General features: G+C 53.3%; 20 protein-coding genes. 9 read left to right on the top strand and 11 right to left on the bottom strand.

Going from position 1 to position 22,304, the window contains the following annotated elements; translation table 11 throughout:
- The 5 genes from BM025_RS08505 to BM025_RS08490 form a co-directional block, all read right to left on the bottom strand.
- On the bottom strand, positions 1-534 hold the full coding sequence (locus BM025_RS08505; protein WP_085849297.1) for a NuoB/complex I 20 kDa subunit family protein: 534 nt from the start codon (positions 532-534) through the stop codon (positions 1-3).
- A complete protein-coding gene (locus tag BM025_RS08500) occupies positions 525-890 on the bottom strand; it encodes an NADH-quinone oxidoreductase subunit A (RefSeq protein ID WP_085849298.1) in 366 nt (121 codons plus the stop codon). The genes BM025_RS08505 and BM025_RS08500 overlap by 10 nt, the downstream gene beginning before the upstream one ends.
- Before the next feature lie 210 nt (positions 891-1,100).
- The gene (locus tag BM025_RS19180; RefSeq protein WP_170842162.1) at positions 1,101-1,253 is read right to left on the bottom strand and encodes a hypothetical protein; all 153 of its coding nucleotides are present in this window, start codon (positions 1,251-1,253) and stop codon (positions 1,101-1,103) included.
- 40 nt (positions 1,254-1,293) lie between these two features.
- A complete protein-coding gene (locus BM025_RS08495; protein ID WP_085849299.1) occupies positions 1,294-2,484 on the bottom strand; it encodes a DegT/DnrJ/EryC1/StrS family aminotransferase in 1,191 nt (396 codons plus the stop codon).
- Positions 2,481-3,146, bottom strand: a complete 666-nt coding sequence (locus BM025_RS08490; protein WP_085849300.1) for an HAD-IA family hydrolase — start codon at positions 3,144-3,146, stop codon at positions 2,481-2,483. The genes BM025_RS08495 and BM025_RS08490 overlap by 4 nt, the downstream gene beginning before the upstream one ends.
- A 164-nt stretch (positions 3,147-3,310) precedes the next feature.
- On the opposite strand from BM025_RS08490, the gene glmU reads away from it, so the two are divergent.
- From glmU to moaA, 5 genes are all read left to right on the top strand, one after another.
- A complete protein-coding gene (gene glmU, locus BM025_RS08485; protein WP_085849301.1) occupies positions 3,311-4,666 on the top strand; it encodes a bifunctional UDP-N-acetylglucosamine diphosphorylase/glucosamine-1-phosphate N-acetyltransferase GlmU in 1,356 nt (451 codons plus the stop codon).
- 1 nt (position 4,667) lies between these two features.
- Complete coding sequence (gene glmS / locus BM025_RS08480; RefSeq protein ID WP_085849302.1) at positions 4,668-6,491, top strand: glutamine--fructose-6-phosphate transaminase (isomerizing); 1,824 nt, start codon at positions 4,668-4,670, stop codon at positions 6,489-6,491.
- 10 nt (positions 6,492-6,501) lie between these two features.
- On the top strand, positions 6,502-7,080 hold the full coding sequence (locus BM025_RS08475; protein ID WP_085849303.1) for a GNAT family N-acetyltransferase: 579 nt from the start codon (positions 6,502-6,504) through the stop codon (positions 7,078-7,080).
- Positions 7,077-7,760 (top strand): DNA alkylation repair protein, encoded by a 684-nt coding sequence (locus BM025_RS08470; protein WP_170842161.1) that lies wholly within the window; start codon positions 7,077-7,079, stop codon positions 7,758-7,760. Before BM025_RS08475 ends, BM025_RS08470 begins: the two co-directional genes overlap by 4 nt.
- A 67-nt stretch (positions 7,761-7,827) precedes the next feature.
- A complete protein-coding gene (gene moaA, locus BM025_RS08465) occupies positions 7,828-8,877 on the top strand; it encodes a GTP 3',8-cyclase MoaA (RefSeq protein ID WP_085849305.1) in 1,050 nt (349 codons plus the stop codon).
- 78 nt (positions 8,878-8,955) lie between these two features.
- On the opposite strand, the gene BM025_RS08460 is transcribed toward moaA, so the two are convergent.
- From BM025_RS08460 to BM025_RS08445, 3 genes are all read right to left on the bottom strand, one after another.
- The gene (locus BM025_RS08460) at positions 8,956-9,651 is read right to left on the bottom strand and encodes a YoaK family protein (RefSeq protein WP_085849306.1); all 696 of its coding nucleotides are present in this window, start codon (positions 9,649-9,651) and stop codon (positions 8,956-8,958) included.
- A 266-nt stretch (positions 9,652-9,917) separates the two neighbouring features.
- Positions 9,918-10,268: a DUF1304 domain-containing protein gene (locus BM025_RS08450; protein ID WP_085849308.1), complete on the bottom strand. Its 351-nt coding sequence runs from the start codon at positions 10,266-10,268 to the stop codon at positions 9,918-9,920.
- A 37-nt stretch (positions 10,269-10,305) separates the two neighbouring features.
- On the bottom strand, positions 10,306-11,469 hold the full coding sequence (locus tag BM025_RS08445; protein WP_085849309.1) for a M20 aminoacylase family protein: 1,164 nt from the start codon (positions 11,467-11,469) through the stop codon (positions 10,306-10,308).
- Positions 11,470-11,783: 314 nt separating this feature from the next.
- On the opposite strand from BM025_RS08445, the gene BM025_RS08440 reads away from it, so the two are divergent.
- Positions 11,784-12,848, top strand: a complete 1,065-nt coding sequence (locus tag BM025_RS08440) for a YeeE/YedE family protein (protein WP_085849310.1) — start codon at positions 11,784-11,786, stop codon at positions 12,846-12,848.
- Here the strand turns inward: BM025_RS08440 and BM025_RS08435 are convergent.
- From BM025_RS08435 to BM025_RS08425, 3 genes are all read right to left on the bottom strand, one after another.
- A complete protein-coding gene (locus BM025_RS08435; RefSeq protein WP_085849311.1) occupies positions 12,748-14,067 on the bottom strand; it encodes a DUF3422 family protein in 1,320 nt (439 codons plus the stop codon). The genes BM025_RS08440 and BM025_RS08435 overlap by 101 nt on opposite strands.
- Positions 14,068-14,371: 304 nt before the next feature.
- A complete protein-coding gene (locus tag BM025_RS08430) occupies positions 14,372-15,805 on the bottom strand; it encodes an NAD(P)(+) transhydrogenase (Re/Si-specific) subunit beta (RefSeq protein WP_085849312.1) in 1,434 nt (477 codons plus the stop codon).
- Between the two features lie 13 nt (positions 15,806-15,818).
- Positions 15,819-17,390 (bottom strand): Re/Si-specific NAD(P)(+) transhydrogenase subunit alpha, encoded by a 1,572-nt coding sequence (locus BM025_RS08425; protein WP_085849450.1) that lies wholly within the window; start codon positions 17,388-17,390, stop codon positions 15,819-15,821.
- 561 nt (positions 17,391-17,951) lie between these two features.
- Between BM025_RS08425 and BM025_RS08420 the strand changes: the two genes are divergently transcribed.
- The 3 genes from BM025_RS08420 (at position 17,952) to BM025_RS08410 (ending at position 22,275) form a co-directional block, all read left to right on the top strand.
- Positions 17,952-18,443: an RNA polymerase sigma factor gene (locus tag BM025_RS08420; protein WP_244515560.1), complete on the top strand. Its 492-nt coding sequence runs from the start codon at positions 17,952-17,954 to the stop codon at positions 18,441-18,443.
- A 69-nt stretch (positions 18,444-18,512) separates the two neighbouring features.
- Positions 18,513-19,475 (top strand): FecR family protein, encoded by a 963-nt coding sequence (locus BM025_RS08415; protein WP_085849314.1) that lies wholly within the window; start codon positions 18,513-18,515, stop codon positions 19,473-19,475.
- 154 nt (positions 19,476-19,629) lie between these two features.
- On the top strand, positions 19,630-22,275 hold the full coding sequence (locus tag BM025_RS08410) for a TonB-dependent receptor (protein WP_085849315.1): 2,646 nt from the start codon (positions 19,630-19,632) through the stop codon (positions 22,273-22,275).
- The last annotated feature ends 29 nt before the right edge of the window (positions 22,276-22,304 follow it).

Raw genomic sequence — 22,304 nt, 5'->3', positions numbered from 1 at the left:
TTAGCGGGCAATCGTGCCAGTGCGGCGCATTTTGCGTTGGAGTTGCATGATGCCGTAAAGCAACGCTTCGGCCGTTGGAGGACATCCTGGGACGTAGATATCGACAGGAACGATCCGGTCACAACCACGCACAACAGAGTAGGAATAGTGGTAATATCCGCCACCGTTCGCACAAGACCCCATTGAGATCACGTAGCGTGGCTCTGGCATTTGGTCGTAGACCTTGCGCAAAGCGGGTGCCATTTTGTTGGTCAATGTGCCCGCGACAATCATCAAGTCAGACTGACGTGGCGATGCGCGTGGCGCAGTACCAAAGCGTTCCAGATCGTAGCGTGGCATAGAGGTGTGCATCATTTCAACCGCGCAACAGGCAAGACCAAAGGTCATCCAGTGCAACGACCCTGTACGGGCCCAGTTGATGATGTCTTCTGTAGACGTGAGCAAAAAGCCCTTGTCTTGCAATTCGCTGTTCAAAGCCTGTGTCGCGACTTCTTTGTCTGCGCCAGCTGTGTTGGCAGAAGTGATCACGCCCATTCCAAGGCTCCTTTTTTCCACTCATAGGCAAAGCCCACTGTGAGAACACCCAAGAACACCATCATAGACCAGAACCCGACAAGCCCCACATCCTTGAACGCGACGGCCCAAGGGAAGAGGAAAGCGATTTCCAGATCGAAGATGATGAAGAGGATCGACACCAGATAGAACCGCACATCGAATTTCATACGCGCGTCATCGAATGCGTTAAAGCCACACTCATAGGCTGACACTTTTTCAGGGTCAGGATTGCGCACGGCAATGATCAATGCTGCGAAGATGAAAACAAGACCAAGCGCGATGGCGAGGCCGAGGAAAATGATAACTGGGAGAAAATCCCGAAGCAGGTCTTCCACGTGCGGCTCCTTGATGATGGGCCCACGAGATAGTGGGCGCGCGTGTGCTAAAGCTATCTGTGGTTTAGACCTCTGTGCGGGCAGCGTCAACAAGCGCAGCCGCGTCAAAACCCTTTGTTTCAAGGGAAGTACAAAGTTTTTTATCCGAGATGCACACGGATGATTAACCCTTAATCATCAAAGTTGATTCGAACCCAATACCTGATTTTTTTAGTCTGATTTAGCATTTTCCAAGGCGCTTTGCAGCAACTCACCGCCGATTTGCCCCGTGCTGCCCGAATTTGGATATGCGCCATCAAACGTCAAAAGAGCTCTCGACACCGCACCTAAAACTTCCAAATTTTGCACTTTGATTGCGGGCACGTCGCAGTCCATATACAGGACAGGTGATCAAGGCCAAACCTCAGGCACCTAACTCGATCTCATCCTTCACAATCCGCGCCAGTTGCGCGCAATCATCCACGCTGAACGTCAGTGGCAAGCGCATGTCGATGATGGCATTCAGCACGCGGTCACTGTCGGGCAAAGGTTGCGGGTCTGCGTAGCGCCAACTGTCGTAACGCGATGTAAATGCCACAGGTTCGGGCGCGCCAAACCATTTGAGTTCGACACCTCGCTTTAGGCAGCCTGCGATAAAGTCTTCGATCTTGGCATCGGCCCAATCCAGCAGCAAAAATTGAATGGACGACCCAACAAACCCCTCAGCCTGTGGGCGTTGAATAAGGGTAAGCCCAGCGACATCGCGCAATCCGTTTTCAACAGTGCGATACCGCGCATTCCAATGCTCAACTTGATTGGGTAGATTTTTCAACTGCACCCGCAAAATTGCAGCCCGCAAATGATCCATGCGCCCCGACACATTGGGCGTGTCGTATTTCACCGTCTCAAAAACATCGGCAGACGGGCCAGCTGTGTGCTTGCCATATAACATGTACGATCCCGACAGCATGATCGCCCGCGCTGCAATATCTGCATCGTCAGTGATCAACAGCCCGCCCTCGCCCGAATTGATGTGTTTATAAGTCTGGGTTGAATAGCATCCAACGGCTCCGTGACGCCCCGATGGCACCCCATCCCATGTGGCGCCCATTGTATGCGCGCAGTCCTCAATCACGATCACGCCCGCGCCGTTACAAATATACATGAGAGCATCCATGTCAGCGATGTGACCGCGCATATGCGACAGCATCAAAACCTTTGCGCCGCTGGTCGATATTTTCACCTGTAGATCATCAAGATCAATCACCAATCCCTCGGTGACGCCAACAAAAACAGGCCGCGCGCCCACGGCGGCAATCGCGCCCGGCACAGGGGCCAACGTAAAGGCGTTGGTCAAAACGGCGTCGCCTGCTTCAACCCCTACAGCCCGCAAAGCGCACCCCATGGCATAGCCGCCAGACGCCACAGCCAAGGCATATTTTGCCCCTGTGAACGCGGCAAACTCTTGCTCCAACAAGGCCACCTCGCCCGCCTCATCAGGCAAAGTGTTGTAACGATGCAGTCGACCAGATCGCATCACCGCCACAGCAGCCTCAATAGCATCTTCGGGAATGGGTTCTTGTTGGGTGAAATTGCCCGTAAACACCTCGGTCATCCGATCAACTCCTGCGTGATGCGCGCCAAATCATCGTAGTGATCCAGCACGGCATCTGGCGCATACTGTAACACATCTTGACCAATCGGGCCAAAGCTGACCAAGGCACTGGGCACATTGGCGGCCGTCGCCGTTTTGCGGTCGGTTATGGTGTCGCCGACCAGATAACTCTGCGCAAGATCACCGCCGGCGCGCGCCACCGCTGCCGCATAAGGCATCGGATGAGGTTTGCGTTCGCTCATCGTGTCTGAGCCCACCAAAGCCCCAAACAGATCGCGCACGCCGAGCTTGCCCAACAAAAGCTCAGCCAAGCCTTCGGGCTTATTGGTGCAAACGCCAACCGCATATCCGTCCCGTTTCAATCCCTCAATCGCCGCCACAGCGCCGTCATACAAAGTGGAATGCACCGCAATATTGTCGCGATAATACGCAACCACTAAACCGTGCGATGCATCTATATCAGCCTCGTCAAAGTCGGGCTTCACACGGGCAAATCCAGCGGCCATAAGTTTGCGCACACCTTGCCCTGCCACAATGGCATCTTGATGTAGATCTAAAACATCGCCGTATCCCAAAGTTTGAAACTGGTGATTGCCCGCAGCGATCAGATCGCCCGCAGTGTCGACCAATGTGCCATCCAGATCGAAAATCACGCACCGCATGCCATATCCTCTCAATAATCGCTGCAATTCAGCGAGAAACCAGCAAGGCTTTGCCGATTGTTGTAACCGATGGTTAAAATATGTGAAGCCCCGCCCCTTGCGATGCTTTGCGACATGGGTAAAACGACGTAAAGATAAAGAAAAGAGCAGATTGGGACGAACACATGACCACAGCCCTCATTTTACTTGCCGCAGGGCAAGGGTCGCGGATGAATTCGGACCTGCCGAAAGTTCTGCACCACATCGGAAATGCGCCTATGTTTGCCCATGGCTTACACGCAGGTGGCGCTTTAGCCCCCGAGCGCACGGTCGTTGTTGTCGGTCATGGCGGCGACCAAGTTGCAGCTGCAGCGCAAGCCATTGACGAAGATATCGTGATCGCGACCCAAACAGAACAACTCGGCACCGCCCATGCGGTGTTGCAGGCCAAAGACGCGCTGCACGATTTTGAAGGCGATGCCTTTGTGCTCTATGGTGACACGCCCTTTATTTCTGCTGAAACCCTAGAAGCCATGCAAACCGCGCGTGCCCAACACGATGTTGTGGTACTTGGGTTTGAGGCCGCCGACGCTGGCCGCTACGGTCGCTTGGTGATGGATGGCGATAAACTTTCTCGTATCGTGGAATTCAAAGACGCCACCGAGGCCGAGCGCGCCATCACCCTATGCAATTCCGGTGTGCTGTGTGCAGATTCTAAAACCCTGTTTGATCTGTTGTCTCGTGTGGGCAATGACAATGCTGCGGGCGAATACTACCTGCCTGATGTGGTTGAGATCGCTTGGGCCTCTGGCCTGACCGCGACATCCGTGTCTTGTGATGAATCCGAAACCTTAGGCGTCAACACCCGCACAGAATTGGCCCGCGCTGAGGCTTTATTCCAAAACGCCAAACGCGCAGAAATGCTAGAAAACGGCGTGACGCTTGTCGCGCCTGAAACCGTGTTTTTATCACTCGACACTTATATTGGCCGTGATGCGATCATCGACCCCAACGTGGTCTTTGGCCCAAACGTGACGATTGAAAGCGGCGCACGGATCAAATCGTTCAGCCATCTTGAGGGCTGTCATGTCTCCACCGGCGCAGATGCTGGGCCATTTGCCCGCCTACGCCCCGGGGCTGAGCTGGCCAACAACGCCCATGTCGGCAATTTCGTTGAGATTAAAAACGCGCAAATCGGTGAAGGCACCAAAGTCGGCCACCTCACCTATATTGGCGACGCGGACATCGGCGATGGTGCGAACATCGGCGCGGGCACGATCACCTGCAACTATGACGGCGTGTTCAAACACCGTACAACTGTGGGCCGTGACGCCTTTATCGGCTCGAACACCATGCTGGTCGCGCCTGTGAATGTGGGGATTGAGGCGATGACAGCCAGCGGATCTGTGATCACCACGGATGTGCCAAATGGCGCGCTCGCGATCGGGCGCGCCAAACAAGTCAATAAACCGATGCTGGCAGTCAAACTTTTCTTAAAATTACGCGCGCTCAAGGCGAAAAACGCCGCGAAAGGTCAATAATATGTGTGGTATTGTAGGGGTCTTGGGCAAGCACGAAGTTGCGCCCATTTTGGTTGAAGCCCTCAAACGACTTGAATATCGCGGTTATGACAGCGCTGGCATCGCGACTGTCAACAATGGCGTGTTGGATCGTCGTCGTGCGGTTGGCAAACTGGTCAATCTGTCTGACGAATTGGTGCACAATCCACTGGCAGGTAAATCTGGCATCGGCCACACCCGTTGGGCCACCCACGGCGCGCCAACTGTGATCAATGCGCACCCGCACAAGGCTGGTCCTGTCGCGGTTGTGCACAATGGTATCGTTGAAAATTTTCGCGAGTTACGCGAAATGTTGGCCACCAAAGGCTATAAATTCGTCACCGAAACCGACACTGAAACCGTCGCACTTCTGGCGCAAAGCTTTGTAGATGCAGGAAAATCGCCTGTAGACGCGGCGAACGCGACGATTGATGCGCTTACAGGTGCTTTCGCTTTGTGTTTCTTGTTCGACGGCCAAGATGATCTTTTGATCGCAGCCCGCAAAGGCTCTCCGCTGGCCATTGGGCACGGCGACGGCGAAATGTTTGTCGGCTCTGATGCCATCGCTTTGGCCCCCATGACAGATCAAGTGACCTATCTGGAAGAAGGCGACCGTGCTATTCTCACCCGCACATCAGTTGAGATTTTTGACGAGAGCGGCGCACAGGTGCAACGCACCCGCCGTGAAATCAAAATCGACGCGACGCGGATCGAAAAAGCCGGGCACAAACACTACATGTCCAAAGAGATATTTGAACAACCCACGGTGATTTCCGAGGCGCTGAATTACTACATGTCAGCTGATGGTGCCTCTCTTATTTTGCCTGAACCAGGCATTGATTTCACCAAATATGACCGCATCGTCATGGTCGCTTGTGGCACGGCGTTCTACGCCTGTTTCACAGCGAAATATTGGTTCGAACAGATAGCCAAAGTCCCTGTAGAGGTCGATATCGCATCTGAATTTCGTTACCGTGAAGCGCCGATCAGCCCACGCACTTTGGCGATTTATGTCAGCCAATCGGGTGAGACCGCCGACACTTTGGCAGCGCTGCGCTATACTGCAGGCAAAGCCGAAACCATCATCACAGTGACCAATTCGTCCGAGAGCTCAATGGCGCGTGAAAGCGATATGTCCTTGCCGATTTTGGCAGGCGTTGAAGTGGGTGTGGCCTCGACGAAAGCGTTTTCATGCCAGTTGACTGTGCTGTTGATGCTCGCGCTGAAAGCCGCACAGGATCGTGGTGTATTGTCGGAGGATGAGATCAAAACACAGCTGTCGGCATTGCGCAGTCTGCCAGGACTTTTGAATCTCGCCTTAGATCAATCAAGTGCGATTTCTGATGTCTCTGCCTTGCTTGCGGAATCGAGTGATGTGCTATTTTTGGGCCGTGGCGCGATGTATCCACTGGCGCTTGAAGGCGCGTTGAAACTAAAAGAAATCAGCTACATACACGCAGAAGGTTACGCATCTGGCGAGCTAAAGCATGGCCCGATCGCCCTAGTCGATCAGAACACGCCGATCATCGTTTTGGCCCCGCGTGACAAGCTGTTTGAGAAAACAGTGTCCAACATGCAAGAGGTCATGGCGCGTGGCGGTAAGGTGCTTTTGATCTCAGACGAACAGGGGTTGAAAGAGGCTGGTGACGGTGTTTGGCAGACCATTCAAATGCCCACCGTGCCCGATGCTTTGGCCCCGATCCTATACGCCGTGCCAGCGCAACTTTTGGCTTATCACACCGCCGTTGCAAAAGGCACAGATGTGGATCAGCCGCGCAATTTGGCGAAATCTGTCACTGTTGAATAGGACAAAGATCATGAGTTGGCCTGCCCCCGTTTCTCTCAAAGGTGATCACGTTCACTTGGTTCCGCTTGAGGCATCTCACAGCGCAGGTCTGGCCGATTGCGTCGGTGACCTGCACACACTTTGGTACACAAGCATCCCATCGCCAGAGGGCATGACGCAAGAAATCGACCGCCGTTTGGCGTTGCAAATCGATGGAAAAATGACGCCTTTCACGATCTGCACACCCGATGGGCGCGCTGTGGGTATGACCACCTATATGAATGTAGATCCTGTGCAAAAGCGTGTTGAAATTGGGTCCACTTGGATTTCCAAAGATGTTCAGCGTTCGCATTTAAACACTGAAGCCAAACTGCTTTTGCTCGACCACGCCTTTGACGTTTTGGGCTGCATCGCCGTCGAATTCCGCACGCACAGGCTGAATACTCAAAGCCGCCGGGCGATTGAACGCTTGGGCGCACAACTTGATGGAATCTTGCGGTCGCATATGGTGATGGCAAATGGTACAATTCGTGATACAGCCGTGTATTCGATCACGGCAGCTGAATGGCCCGCGATCAAAGCGGGACTGTTAGGAAAGATGAACACATGACCCCTGAAAACGCGCTGACCGCGCTCCACGCCGAGGCAGATGAAGCCCGCGTCACGAAACTCAAAGCACATTTTGGTGCTTCAGGGGACTATATCGGTATTGCACCTGGTCGTCTGGAAGAAATGGCGCGCGCATGGCGCAAAGAAGTGGGCTTCCCACAACGCCTTGAATTGGCTGAGTCTTTATGGGCTTCGGACATTCACGACGCCCGTTTGATGGCCGCAAAGCTGCTGACCCAAGCCCGTATCAAAGACGACCAAGAGGTCTGGGCACATCTCACCGATTGGCTGGCACAAGCTGACAATTGGGCCGAAGTTGACGCACTTTGCGCAGCATGTCAGCGTCGTCTGGCAGCAGACACATCGCGGATGAACAAAGTGTACAAATTGATGCGCCACGAGTCGTCTTTACAACGTCGTGCCGCTTTGGGAATCACTGAGTTTTTGGCAAAATCTTCGCATCCGTCCGAGCGCGAACAGATCGCATTGGATCGTATTTGCGATTGGCTGCCCGAAGCTTTGGCCGATGAAAGCAAAGATGTGCACCGCACAGCGCAGTCTTGGCTGCGGTCCTTGTCCAAACATGATTTCAAGCGTGCGCGCGCCATTCACCGTGGTCCGCAAAGCGATGATGATCTTGATACGGATGGCGACATTATTCAGCAAGACGAAGAAGAATAAACGCACGTTTGCGCGAGAACGATCAAAGGCGCTTGGCTCTTAGGGTTGAGCGCCTTAGTGTTTACACATGACCCTAGGCACACCCATTTTTGCACAGACCGACCGCCAAAACTCGGCGCCGCGTTTGATTGACCCGTTCGCACGTGAAATCAATTACTTGCGCGTTTCTGTGACGGATAGATGTGATTTTCGCTGTGTCTATTGCATGGCCGAAAACATGACCTTTTTACCGAAAAAAGAACTGCTGACACTCGAAGAGTTGGACCGTATGTGTTCGACGTTTATTGGGCTTGGCATCAACAAACTGCGGATCACGGGCGGCGAACCTTTGGTGCGACGTGGGATCATGACGTTTTTTGACGGGATGACACGGCATTTGGATAGCGGCGCGTTGCAAGAACTGACGCTAACCACAAACGGATCGCAACTGGAACGCTTTGCCGATGATCTTTATGCGGTCGGTGTACGGCGGATCAATGTTTCACTGGACACGCTGGACGCCGATAAATTCGCCCGCGTGACCCGGTGGGGACGTCTTGATCAAGTGCTGCGCGGGATCGATGCTGCGCGTAAAGCTGGTCTGCGGGTCAAGATAAATACTGTGGCACTCAAAGGCTTTAACGAAGACGAAGTGTTCGATCTGGCCGCATGGTGCGCTGACCAAGATATGGACCTGACCTTTATCGAAGTGATGCCCATGGGCGATTTGGGTGGTGAAGATCGCGTAGGGCAATATTGGTCGCTACAAGAGCTGCGCGCGCATTTGGCCACGCGTTACACGCTGACTGAGTTGACAGAGCGCACAGGCGGCCCTGCCCGCTATGAGCGCCTAGAGGAAACGGGCCAAAAGATCGGTTTCATCACGCCTCTCACCCATAATTTCTGCGAAAGCTGCAACCGCGTGCGCATGACCTGTACGGGTGATTTGTTCATGTGTTTGGGCCAAGAAGACAATGCGAGCTTGCGTGATATTATGCGCAACTCAGACACTGATGCTCCGCTGGTCAAAGCGATTGAGAATGCCATTTCACGCAAGCCCAAAGGCCATGATTTCGATTATTCGCGGCAAAAAGCCGATGGGCAAGTGTCACGCCACATGTCGCATACGGGTGGGTGATATCTTTTCGATATGAAATGTTCGGTCTGCCGGGCACAGTGACCTTTAGACTTGATAGGACTAGCTGCGCTGATGATCTCAGGAACGGTGAGCGCGGAGGGCTTCGGGAACGGCGATAAGGAGCAACACGGCTGCCGCGCCCACGAATAGCCAGCTTCCAACAAGGTGAAATAAAAGCGCGCCAAGGACTCCCCCCATGGCAAAGCTGGCGAGGGTTAAACTGTGTAGCTTGAGCTTAGGAACCGCGTCGTGCCGCGACCGATCATCCCCGACCAATGCCGCCAACTCAATTCCGATATCGGTTGCCATTCCTGACACATGGGTCGTGCGAACCCGCGCCCGCGATATCATCGTCGTAACTGCATTTTGAAGCCCCATAACAAAGCTTAGGACGATGACCATAAATGTCTCGTGCGCATTGGCAGATGACAGGGCAAGAGCCACCCCCAATAGCAGGAGTATGAGGGCCTCGGCGGTGATCGCCAGAGCATAGATAGAACGGACATGTCTTCTTTCGCCAGCTTGAATAACAAGGGCCGCTATGCTCGCCCCAAAGACAAACGCAACGACCAGCCCCATAAAGGAAAGTGAGGTGAGGATCGCGCCATTTGCGAGATGATCAGCAGACGCGGAAATGTTGCCCGTCATATTTGCAGTAAACGATCCGGCAATTAAAAAACCTACGGCATTGAGCGCTCCCGCCATTGAAGACAGCAGACCTGCCAGAACCAGATCAATGTTTGAGGTGCGATCATCGCCGACTTTAATGAGCATTATTGGTTCTCTTCAGTTCGATTTGGAAATATGGTCATTGACCATTATATCCGCTCTGCGGTCGTTTATTTTGTTCAACGCCTTTTCTTTTGGAATATGCACCACCCACCTCGATGGCCGCCACCAAAAACTGCCTTCAAGTCTGTTTCTGGTTTTGCAGTCATTGGTTTCCCCGCGATAGCCGTCGTTCACGGCAGTCCAAACGTTTGGGAAATGCGGTCTCAACCTGCCGTTCGCTGCGCCCCGCGACAAAAGCGTTAAAAACCCTACAATAGCACCACGGCCAAAAGTGCCAAAAACGCTGGAAGACCTTGGGTAAAAATGATTTTTTTGGTCACGGTGAGTGCGCCGTAAATACCCGCTACACACACGCAGAGCAAAAAGAAGATCACAACATCGGCTTTGCCTGCGAACAACCCCCAAAACAACCCAGCAGCAATAAAGCCATTATATAGCCCTTGGTTCGCAGCAAGACTTTTGGTCGAGGTCGCGAATTCTTTGGTGGTGCCAAAGATGTTGCGGGTGCGTTTGTCTTCCCATGCAAACATCTCAAGATAGAGAATATAGGCATGCAGCACAGCGACAGCGGCGATAAGAATGATGGCGATGACAGACATAGCATCCCTTTCAATATGAAGGCGTTAACGCAGCACTCTAGACAGCGGGCAAGCGACTCTCAACCATTTCGGCAAACCATGATGCGCCTATAGGTAGGATTTCGTCGTTAAAGTTGAATTTCGGGTGATGCACAGGGGCGCTATCACCGTTGCCCACGAGAATATAAGCACCGGGGCGTTCTTCAAGCATGTATGCGAAATCTTCACCACCCATAATCAAAGGGGCGTCATCACAACTGCCCGCAACTTTAGTGGCAGCATCAATCGCGAATTGGGTTTCGCGGTCGTGGTTCACCATCACTGGATAACCAAGCCTGTAATTGACTGTAATGTCTGCGCCAAAGGTTGCGCCGATGCCCAAAGAGATGGCTTTGACGCGCTCTTCGGCTTGCAAGCGCACGTCTTTGTCCAAGCTGCGCACAGTGCCACGCAATTCAACAGATGCGGGCAAAACATTATGCGCTTTGCTGGATGTTTCAAACGATGTGACAGAGACCACGACTTGTTCGGTCGGGTCCACATTGCGCGCTGCGATGGTTTGCAATGCGATCACCAAATGCGATGCGACCACAGTGCTGTCGATTGCGTCATGCGGTTTGGCAGCATGGCCACCTTTGCCCGTCACCGTGATATTGAATTCATCTGTGGCGGCAAAAAACGGGCCTGGGCGTATGGAAAACTGGCCCAAAGGCAAACCTGGCCAATTGTGCATGCCGTAGACTTCATCAATGCTCCAACGCGTCATCAGGCCATCCGCACACATTTCGCGTCCGCCGCCTTCGCCCTCTTCCGCAGGCTGGAAAATCACCACGCAGGTGCCATCAAAATTGCGGGTTTCGCATAGATATTGCGCGGCCCCAAGCAACATTGAAGTGTGCCCATCATGACCACAAGCGTGCATAACGCCCGCGTTGGTTGACGCGTACTCCACGCCAGTTTCTTCCAAAATGGGCAAAGCGTCCATATCAGCCCGCAAGCCAACGGTCCGCCCCGATGCAGATTGGCGACCTTTTATAACCCCCACAACACCCGTGCGGCCAATGCCCTCAACCACCTCATCACAGCCAAATTCATGCAGCAGGTCCGCGACCTTTTTAGCCGTGCGGTGGACCGCAAACATCAGCTCTGGGTGAGCATGAATATCCTGACGCCATTCAGCGATTTGAGGCTGCATATCTGCAAGGCGGTTTTTGACAGGCATGGGAAACTCCGAGTGGCAATGTTTACAACAGCAATACGATTTTGCCGTAAAAGTGCAAGGGCACCGTGTAAATCAGGCTGCGTTTGCACGATATATATGCAGATGTGAATTTAAGAACGACGCAGGCGCACACGCGCCCCCCCCCTTGGCTGTGTCCGCCAACACGCAGGTTTCAAAGAACAGATGTTCGCCTCAAAGGCCACAGGGCAAACAAAGTCCATATGCAGCTATATTCACAAACCTAAATCTATCTGTCAAAGAGGGCAAAAGGTCCGAGACGGACCACACAACGCACACGCCGCAGGAGCCACCAAATGTACGAACAGCTTGGATTAGACATAGCCCCGCGCGAGGCCTCTCTCATTTTGGGCCTTGTGATCGGATTGATTTTTGGCGCTTTGGCCGAGGTGTCGCGCTTTTGTTTTCGCCGCATCGTGGCAGGGCCACGCTCAGAGCGCCGTTCGGCGGCAGGTGTGTGGTTCGCAGCCTTGGCTGTGGCTGTCATCGGCACGCAATTCGCGGTTGCCCAAGACCTGATTTCCTTTGAAGACCACCGCTTTTTCGCATCAGATTTGCCATGGTTGGCCATCACCCTTGGCGGGTTGGCGTTTGGTGCAGGCATGGTTTTGACGCGCGGATGCGTGTCGCGCCTGACAGTTTTGGCGGGCACAGGCAATCTGCGCGCTTTGATCGTGCTTTTGGCTTTTGCCTTTGTCGCGCATGCGACTCTCAAAGGGGTTTTGGCCCCTGTGCGCACCACACTTGGCGCTGTGACCGTACCACTTGAAAACGCTGCTCTGCCGGGAAATCCGCTCATCTGGACAGCCTTGATCACCATCGCGGCCCTTGCCATTGCACTGCGTTCAGGGGCCCGCACACGTGACTTGATACTTGGCGCTTTGATTGGCGCTTTGGTGCCTGCCGCTTGGGTCGGCACGGGCTATGTATTGTTCGACGAATTTGATCCGATCGCCTTGGAAAGCCTGTCGTTCACATCCCCTGCCGCTGAAACGTTGTTTTGGGGCATAGCCTCATCGTCCATCCCTGCCGGGTTTGGCGTTGGTCTATTGGGCGGTGTGTTTGCTGGCGCTTTGGTGTTGTCGGTTTTGTTTGGTCGGTTCCAATGGCAAAGCTTTGAAAGCCCACGCCAAACGGGGCGCTATTTGGCTGGCGCTGCGTTGATGGGGGTCGGCGGCGTTTTGGCTGGCGGCTGCACCATGGGCGCAGGTCTGTCAGGCATTCCAACCCTGTCGATTGCTGCGATTATCGCGATTGGATCTATCGCGGTTGGCGGGACTGTGACAGCGCGCCTTTTGCGTGATGGGCTGCCTTCAAACGGCGCAAAGCACACCACACAAAGCCCACAACCAACGGCGTAAGCCCTGCCAGTGCAAGCCCCTTGCTGATCCCAAGGGGCTTTAACAACGGATAAACAGCATAGCCCGCAAGGCTCACGGCATAATAACTGATGGCAACGACAGACAGCCCTTCGACCGTTTGTTGTAGCTGCAATTGCAAATCCGCGCGCCTATCCATGGATGCGAGCAACGCTTGATTTTGCGCTTGGCGGTCTACATCCACTTTGGTGCGCAGTAAATTGGCAGCCCGTTCAGCACGGTCAGCCAAGCTTTCCAACTGACGTTTCGCAGCGCTGACTGTGCGCATCGCCGGATCAAATCGGCGCATCATAAATTCCGAAAACATTTGCCGCCCCATGAAGCGCTCTTCGTACAGCACATTGATCCGCTGTTCGACAAGAGCGGCGTATGCCCCCGTTGCGCCAAAGCGAAAATTGGTTTGCGCCACAAGACGTTCAATACGTGTTGACAGACTTAAGATATCGCCCAGCATCGCGTCTGCCGATCCTGTGTCTTTAAGCGCCATATCATCCATCAAGCTCACCAACTCAAGCTCCATATCGGCCATGTCGCGCGTGGCACGTCGCGCTTGCACAAGGCCCAGCATCGACATGGTTTTATAGGTTTCAATCTCGCACAGGCGTTGCAACACGCGCCCTATCCGCTGCGCGCCACAGTTGGGGCGTGTGAACATCGCAAAACGAATGTGCCCATCCGTGTCAATACGAAAATCGGATGCGACAACCATTTGGCCATCCAACACATGAGCCACAGCAAGGCTTTCACGCTCGAACCAGTCATCCAAACAGGTGTTGGCCCAACTGTCAGATTGCAGCGGTTCAATGCGCAGCAAGGCGGAAGACATCCGCTGCCCCGGTGCCGTGTCCAACCAATCCGGCGGGAACAAATCAAAACTTCCATCATCGAAATGCGCCTCGGATATGCCTTCGGTGAAAAGCGTGTAGGTCACGAATTCCGTATGGCTTTCCCATTTGAGATGATATTTCCCGATGTCGCCCATGTAATGCGTCGCATTCGGTGCGGGGTGTGGCGCGCCAAACCTGTCCAGCAAAGCAATCAGATGCGCACGGTCCAAATCGCGGTCACGCCGCGCGGCATCACCCGCCGCGCGAATAGCCAAATAGGCCGCAGATGCAGGAGACGTCAGTCGAGGAAACGGCCGCGCATGCAGCTCATTTGCCAGCTCATAGCGGCGGGGATGATCAATTAACGGGGCCATGGCGCATCTCGTGTGATTGAGTTCCAAACAATCGTAGAACCTAGACCTCAAGAAAACCATTGTATAAATCGCCGCATATCAATGTCTTAGCTGAATACCAAGGTATACTTTGGTCTACTGACAAGATCACAACACAACGCACCCTCCTCATCAGAACGCTGAAACGGTCACGTCTGTCTCAATCCTATGCTGGGATGATATTCACATGTGCGAGGGATTGGGTTTGCCCCAACCTGCATCTTTGAACGCAAAAAGGGCAACCTGTTCGGGCCGCCCTTTTCGTATGTTTTGCCGTGTTTAAAGATCAGTCGATCTTTGGCAACAAAGCGTTCACAGAGTCCTTGGCATCGCCGTAGAACATGCGTGTGTTTTCTTTGTAGAACAGTGGATTTTCGATACCGGAATAACCAGTGCCCTGACCACGTTTGGATACGAACACTTGCTTGGCTTTCCACACTTCTAAAACAGGCATGCCTGCGATGGGTGAGTTTGGATCTTCTTGTGCCGCTGGGTTCACGATGTCGTTGGACCCGATCACGATAACAACGTCCGTTGTTGGGAAGTCCTCGTTGATCTCATCCATTTCCATCACGATGTCATAAGGCACTTTGGCTTCTGCCAGCAAAACGTTCATGTGACCCGGCAAACGCCCCGCAACGGGGTGAATGGCGAAACGCACGTTTTTGCCTTTGGCGCGCAGTTTGTTGGTCAATTCTGACACAGCCGCTTGGGCCTGTGCCACCGCCATGCCGTACCCCGGCACGATGATCACAGAGTCAGCTTCATTCAAAGCCGACGCAACGCCGTCTGCATCGATGGCAATCTGTTCGCCTTCGACTTCCATCTGTGGACCTGTTGTGCCGCCAAAGCCGCCCAAGATCACAGACACGAAAGAGCGGTTCATCGCCTTACACATGATGTAAGACAAGATCGCCCCAGACGAGCCTACAAGTGCGCCGACTACGATCAAAAGGTCGTTCCCGAGAGAGAAACCAATCGCCGCAGCTGCCCAGCCTGAGTAGGAATTGAGCATGGAAACAACCACCGGCATATCCGCGCCGCCGATGCCCATGATCAAGTGGTAGCCGATGAACAACGCTGCCAACGTCATGATGAACAGCGGCAAGAACCCACCTGTGTTAAAGTACCAGATCAAGCAGATCACTGAGAGCGCCGCAGCACCCGCATTGAGCATATGACCACCGGGCAGCTTATTGGCGTTTGAGGACAGTTTGCCCGCAAGTTTGCCGTAAGCCACAACAGAACCGGTAAATGTCACGGCACCGATAAAGACGCCCAAGAACAATTCAACGCGCAGGATGTTGATCTCAACACCTGATTTATGCGCCAAAAGTCCCGCGAAACCGTCCAGAGTGGCGCGCGTGGCATGATCCATGCCCATAACGCGACCAAGTTCGATATGCGCAATCAAGCCCACAAACACAGCGGCGAGCCCGACCAATGAATGCATCGCCGCAACAAGTTGTGGCATTTCAGTCATTTGAACGCGTGTAGCAACCAAATAGCCAATCGCGCCACCGCCTGCGATCAAAACAAGCGACAAGAACCAAAGGCCAGCGCCCGGTCCAACCAGCGTCGCAAACACAGCCAAAGCCATGCCAACGATGCCGTACCATACAGCGCGTTTCGCACTTTCTTGCCCTGACAAACCACCCAAAGAGAGGATGAAGAGGACTGCCGCGACCACATAGGCCGCTGTCGTAAATCCGAATTCCATAATCCTATACTCCTTAAGATTTCTGGAACATGGCAAGCATGCGCCGTGTGACGAGGAAGCCGCCAAAGATATTGATGCCAGCCATGAAGACCGACACAGAGGCGAGCAAGATCACAAGGAACGATCCAGAGCCGATTTGCATCAATGCGCCGAGAATAATGATCGAAGAGATCGCGTTGGTCACAGCCATAAGCGGTGTGTGCAATGAATGTGCAACGCCCCAGATGACTTGGAAACCGATGAACACGGACAAAACGAACACGATAAAGTGCTGCATAAAGCTGGCTGGGGCCACAAGACCAACAGCCAAAAGCAACGCACCACCCACGGCCAACAATGTGACCTGTTGTTTGGTTTGCGCTTTGAATGTAGCCTTTTCGGCGGCGCGTTTTTCCTCAGGTGTCAGCTCAGGCACAACTTCTTTGGGCTTGGCCGCGATCGCTTTGATTTTTGGCGGAGGTGGCGGAAAAGTGATCTCGCCTTCGAATGTCACAGTCGCACCACGGATCACATCGTCTTCCATGTTGTGATTGATCTGTCCGTCTTTGTCTGGCGTCAGATCAGTCAACATGTGACGGATGTTGGTGGAATAAAGCGTGGACGCTTGTGAGGCCATACGCGATGGAAAATCAGTGTAACCCACGATGGTTACACCGTTTTCTGTGACGATTTTCTCGTCCATCACGGTCAACTTGCAGTTGCCGCCTTTTTCCGCCGCGAGATCCACGATCACAGACCCGGGCTTCATAGCCGCAACCATTTCAGCGGTCCAAAGTTCGGGTGCTTCACGGTTTGGAATAAGCGCTGTGGTGATAACGATATCTACCTCAGGGGCCAATTCTAGGAATTTTGCAAGTTGAGCTTCGCGGAATTCTGGGCTGGACACTGCGGCGTACCCGCCAGTTGCCGCGCCATCTGCCTGTTCTTCCTCAAAGTCAAGGTAGACAAATTCAGCGCCCATAGATTCGACTTGCTCTGCCACTTCTGGGCGCACGTCAAACGCGTATGTGATCGCGCCAAGCGATGTGGAAGTGCCAATTGCGGCCAAACCCGCCACACCAGCGCCCACAACCAAAACCTTGGCTGGGGGCACTTTACCCGCAGCCGTAATTTGACCTGTAAAGAACCGACCAAAGTTATTGGACGCTTCAATCACAGCGCGGTAGCCCGCGATATTGGCCATGGATGACAAAGCATCCATTTTTTGCGCGCGCGAAATACGTGGCACCATTTCCATGGCAATCACGTTTGCGCCTTTGGCTTTCGCTGCTTCCATCCCTGCGTCATTTGCCGCGGGATTAAAGAAGGAAATAAGCGTCTTACCTTTGGTCAAACGTTTGAGTTCAGCCTCATTGGGCTGACGGACTTTGGCAACGATTTCAGCGGCTTTCCACAATGCTGCTGCGGTTTTCACCACCTCAACACCGGCCTCTTTATAATCTTTGTCTGCAAAGCCAGCCAACGTGCCTGCACCAGTTTCAATCACACAGTCATAGCCAAGCTTTTGCAGCTGCTTTGCACTGTCAGGTGTCAGCGCAACCCGCGCTTCACCTTCAAATAATTCCTTAGGAACACCGATCTTCACGAATTTTTCCTCTTTTCCCCAGTCAAAATTTTGACGTCGCGTCAGTCCTAGCAGAACACAACACAAGCGCAACATTATTGCGCTAACATTCCACCTCTAGAATGATACGTTCATTTATCGCTGCATTGAGCCAATGTTACGCGTGCTGTGCAATAGCAATATGCCATCACGCACCGTAATAATGGCCTGTTTGCCCGCGTCCTCCCCGCATCTTTAACCTTAGTCTTTCCAAAAAGGTCTTAGATCTTGATCGCACCTTAGAGCATCATTGACAGAAAGGAAGACCAAACTAACATATCAGTTTAAAAAATCGGATAAATATGCCCTCGCGCGCACCATAAAAGAGGCCGCTATCACCTGCGTCCCAATTCATAGTATTTTTGTCGGATTAAGGGTTGAATTCCCTTGGCGCAGATGAAATTGTGGACATTGCGACTGGTGAAGACAGCCGCATGTGGCTCTGTTTTGCTCAAAACTCATCTCACACCGCGGCATCCAATCAAAATGGATTGCACGAAAAGGCTCTGAAAAGTGTTCTGTGACAGTCGAAAAGACATCTTATTGACGTCCTATTTGGACCATTGGCATAACATGCGCGCGCGTTTGGTGCGTCGACTTGGGTCACATGATCTTGCTGATGAAGCCATGCAAGAAACATGGCTGCGCTTGGACGGCATGAAACCAGCAAACACCACGATCGCCAATCCTCAGGCCTATCTGTTGAGCATCGCCGGCAACATAGCGATTGATCTGATCCGCAAGGAAAAACGGCACAGCGACCGTATGACCTATAAAGATGTCAATCTTGAGGAACTCATCGACAACGCCCCCTCAACCGAAGCAGTTTTGCTGGCCCGCGAGGATTTAAAGCAACTGGTGCGAGCTTTGTTAGGCCTGTCTGACAAAGCCCGTAAGGTGCTTTTGATGAACCGCAGCGCGGGCCTGAGTCACCGAGAAATTGCGGCTGCTTTGGGTATTTCTGAAAGCATGGTTGCAAAATATATGGCTCAGGCGTTGCGGCATTGTCGGGATTACATGCGTGAAAATTCTTAGAAAAATACAGCCCAATGGGTGCAAGAACGGGCTGCGGTTTTCGTCTCTCTTATATGGGGGGATTTTTTTATGTCACACCACATTGATCAAGAGACACTGAATATGAACGCCAATACATCAGATACGCTGAGCGATCAGGCGCTGGATTGGATTATACGGCTGAATTCCGGGGCTGCCCTGCCCGAAGATCACCGCGCATGGGCGCAGTGGCGCGCGCAAAGTCCTGCGCATGACATAGCTGCCCAAGATGCCGAAAGCTTGTGGCAAGGGCTTGGTCCGGCCGGCAGTGCTTGGGGCAAGAGCAACCGAAACAAACGGATGACACGGCGGGCTGTGCTGGGCGGCGGTGCGGCGTTGATCGCGGCTGGCGGACTAAATCAATTTCAAATCTTAGGGCCACATTTGTTGGCGGATTATCAAACAACCGCCGCCGAGCGCCGCGACTTGACGCTGACAGATGGCACGCACGTGGCGATGAACGCACAAACGGCTTTGTCCGGCCACGCAAAAGGTGCCACTCGCGGGGCGACGCTATACCGCGGACAAGCCCTGTTTGATATAAATCCGCAAGGCCCCTCGCCGTTTGCCATAAAGGTCGGGCCCCATGAAATTCAAAGCGCACATGCCGTTTTAGATGTGGAACGCCATGACGACACTTTGAACGTCGCCGTGCTGCGCGGCGCGGTCAATGTTATTGGGGCAAACGCCAAAACCACACTGACAGCCAACCAGCTTTTGCAGATCAAGATAGGACAATCTGAGCACCGCATTGCCAGCATAGATGCACAAGCGCGCAGTGCATGGCGCAGAGGAAAACTAATCTTCAATGATCGCAGCTTGGCTGATCTAACGGTGGAATTAGAACGGTATCGTGGTGGACGCGTTGTGGTGATGGGACAGCAGCTTTCCCAAATGCGACTGAGCGGCGTGTTTGATCTCGCTGATCCCGAAGCTATTCTTGACGACATCGCAGTCTCTTTGGGTCTACGCGTCACTCGAATGCCAATGCTTGCCGTGATCCGCAAAGCCTAAAACATAACAAAAACAATACAGTATAAAAAAGCAGACTTTTTTTTCGAAATCGACTGCAAGTTTGGGCGTTTCACTTCGTCCTTATAATACAGGACGAGCCAGATCGATTGCGACCCAGCCAGCCACACAGAAAATTTTAACCAGGCTGGGACACATGACCAAGAATTCAAAACAAACGCAGGCGCTGCGCGCTCTGTTGCTCTGCACTGTCGCATCGTTCGCTGTTGCCCAAGATGGCGCACAGCATGCAGCTTTGGCACAACAAGCAGATCAAATCGCCCTAGATATTCCTGCACAAAGCTTGGGGTCGGCACTGACACGGTTGGCCGACGCACTAGGGCTGCGCCTTGTGGTGGCTTCAGATGTTGTGGCTGGCAAGCAAAGCATGGCGCTGTCTGGCGTTTATTCGGCGAACACGGCGTTCAATCGGCTGCTGGCAGGCACAGGCATCAGCTATAGCTTCCCCAACGCAAGCACCGTGCGCATCAATGCAGTAGTCCTTGAAAGCGGCGATTGGGACGGCATTCTTTTAGACCCCATCGCGATTTCTGACACGGGCGGCGAGGATGCTATCTATGACACTCCCGGTGCCGTTGCCTATATTTCTCAAACCGATATCGAACGGTTCCGCGGTTCAAGCCCCGCAGATATGTTCCGTGGCACCCCTGGAGTTATGTCAGGCGAGGCCCGCAACGGGGCTGGCGCGATTGACGTCAATATCCGCGGGATGCAGGGCATGGGTCGCGTGGCGACCACAATCGACGGCACCGAAAACTCGATGCAGGTTTATCAGGGCTATCAGGGTATTTCGAACCGGACATTCATTGACCCTGATCTTTTGGGTGGTGTGGATATTTCCAAGGGATCTGATATCAAATCAGGCGGTATTGCGGGCACCGTTGCGATGCGCACCCTGGGCGCTGATGACATCGTCGAAGACGGTGAAACCTTTGGACTTAGACTGAAAGGCAGCCTTGCCAACAACAGCAGCTCGCCAAACGCTGGCGATGTGTCAGGTTATCGGTTTAGGAATATTTTGCGTGGAGTTGGGACCGCGACGGAATCCGAAACCGGTATGGGCGGAACCAATGAGTGGGACCCGGCGCAAGGATCAGGCAGCATCGTCGCCGCAGTCAAGACGGAAAACGTAGATTTCCTGACTGGTTACGCCTACCGCAAGCGCGGCAATTACCATGCGGGAACAAATGGGCCATCAGCTTCTCCGCAATGGATTGGTGGCTACGGCACCGATCTGGGGCTTTATTACGATTTCGTCGAAAACGCTGGGGTTTCCAATTATCGGGCTGGCGAAGAAGTTCTCAACTCTGAACTCGAAACAAAGTCTTTCATCGCCAAGGGCACTTTGCGGTTCGGCGACGGCCACGCTGTTGAACTGAGCCACACGTCTTTTGAAAGTGAAGCAGGGGATTTCCTTGCACGGACCCTCACGAGCAACACCAGTCAGGCTGTTCAATCGAGTGAAACCACCGGTACGAAACTAAGCACTGATACACTGAAATATCGCTGGAATCCGATTGGCAACGACCTCATCGATCTCAAGGTGGGTATTTGGAGCAGCGATCTTGAGACGCTGAACCCGCCCCGCTGGGGAGTGATTGATCCTGAGGATCTTGGCCTTCCATCTGACTATCGCGTTGGCTCACAGACCATGATGTGGGGCTTGAACATCGACAACTCATCAGCCTTTGACATCGGCGCGGCATCTTTTGATCTGACCTACGGTCTGGCGTTCAAAAGTGAAGACGTCCACGAGCGCCCCTACACCACTGAAATAGAAAATGTGGCCTTTCGCGATGCAAAGAGGGAAGAGACCAGCGCCTATGTCGCGCTATCCTATCGTCCGTCGGATTGGCTGACCATCAATGGGGGACTGCGGTATGCCCAGTTTGAAACGAATGACCGAAACCTGTCCTACAGCCCTGTGTTGGAAGGCAGAGACGACACAGCCTATAATGCGTCAATGTCCGATTCCGGGTACAGCCCAAGCATCGGAGTGACACTTGAGCCTTGGCATGGCACGCAGTTCTACGCGAATTATTCCGAGGCCAAGCGGATGCCTAGCCTTGTCGAAACAAGCGCAAGCTTTGTCTCGGTCAACCAGTCAATCAAGCCGGAACTGGCAAAGAACTGGGAAATTGGTGCGAATATTTCCCGTGATGGTCTGTTCCATTCCAGCGATTCCAGCATGCTCAAGTTCGGGTTCTTTGACTGGAAAATCGACGATTACCTCTCTCGCGAATGGCATGACGCCGAAGATGGTGAAACTTCGACCATGCAGGTGTTCAACATCGATCGCGCACATTTTCAGGGGCTGGAATTGTCGTACCGTTATCTGCTTGGCGGCTTCAGTGCGGAAATGGCAGCCAATTATTACACCAAAGTCGCGTTTTGCCGCACAAGCGCAACCTGCGAAGACAAATCTCTCTACGCAGATTATGCGACCAACCAAATCCCGCCAGAGTATTCGTTTGATCTGACCCTGACACAAAAGCTCATGGATGATGCGCTGATCGTCGGCGGACGTGCATCCTACCTTGGATCACGCGCCATTGGTCATGGCGATGCGACGGGGCAAGGGATGTCGCAGTTTATCACCCAGGTGAATTGGGAACCTTACACACTGGTCGATGCATTCGCTGAATACAAAATCAACGAAAACTTCACCGCAAGTTTCCGCGTCGAAAATCTGTTCGATCAATTCTACGTCGATCCGATCAGCATTGTCGCGATGCCTGGACCGGGCCGCACTGTTTACGCCGCACTGACCGCAGAATTTTGATCCTCGCTTTGTGACGCATGGCCCCGCCA

This window comes from Pacificibacter marinus (genome assembly GCF_900109555.1).
In the GTDB taxonomy this organism is placed as follows: domain Bacteria; phylum Pseudomonadota; class Alphaproteobacteria; order Rhodobacterales; family Rhodobacteraceae; genus Celeribacter; species Celeribacter marinus_C.
Note: the sequence above shows the minus strand (reverse complement) of the source record. Positions and strands in the feature narration are given on the sequence as shown.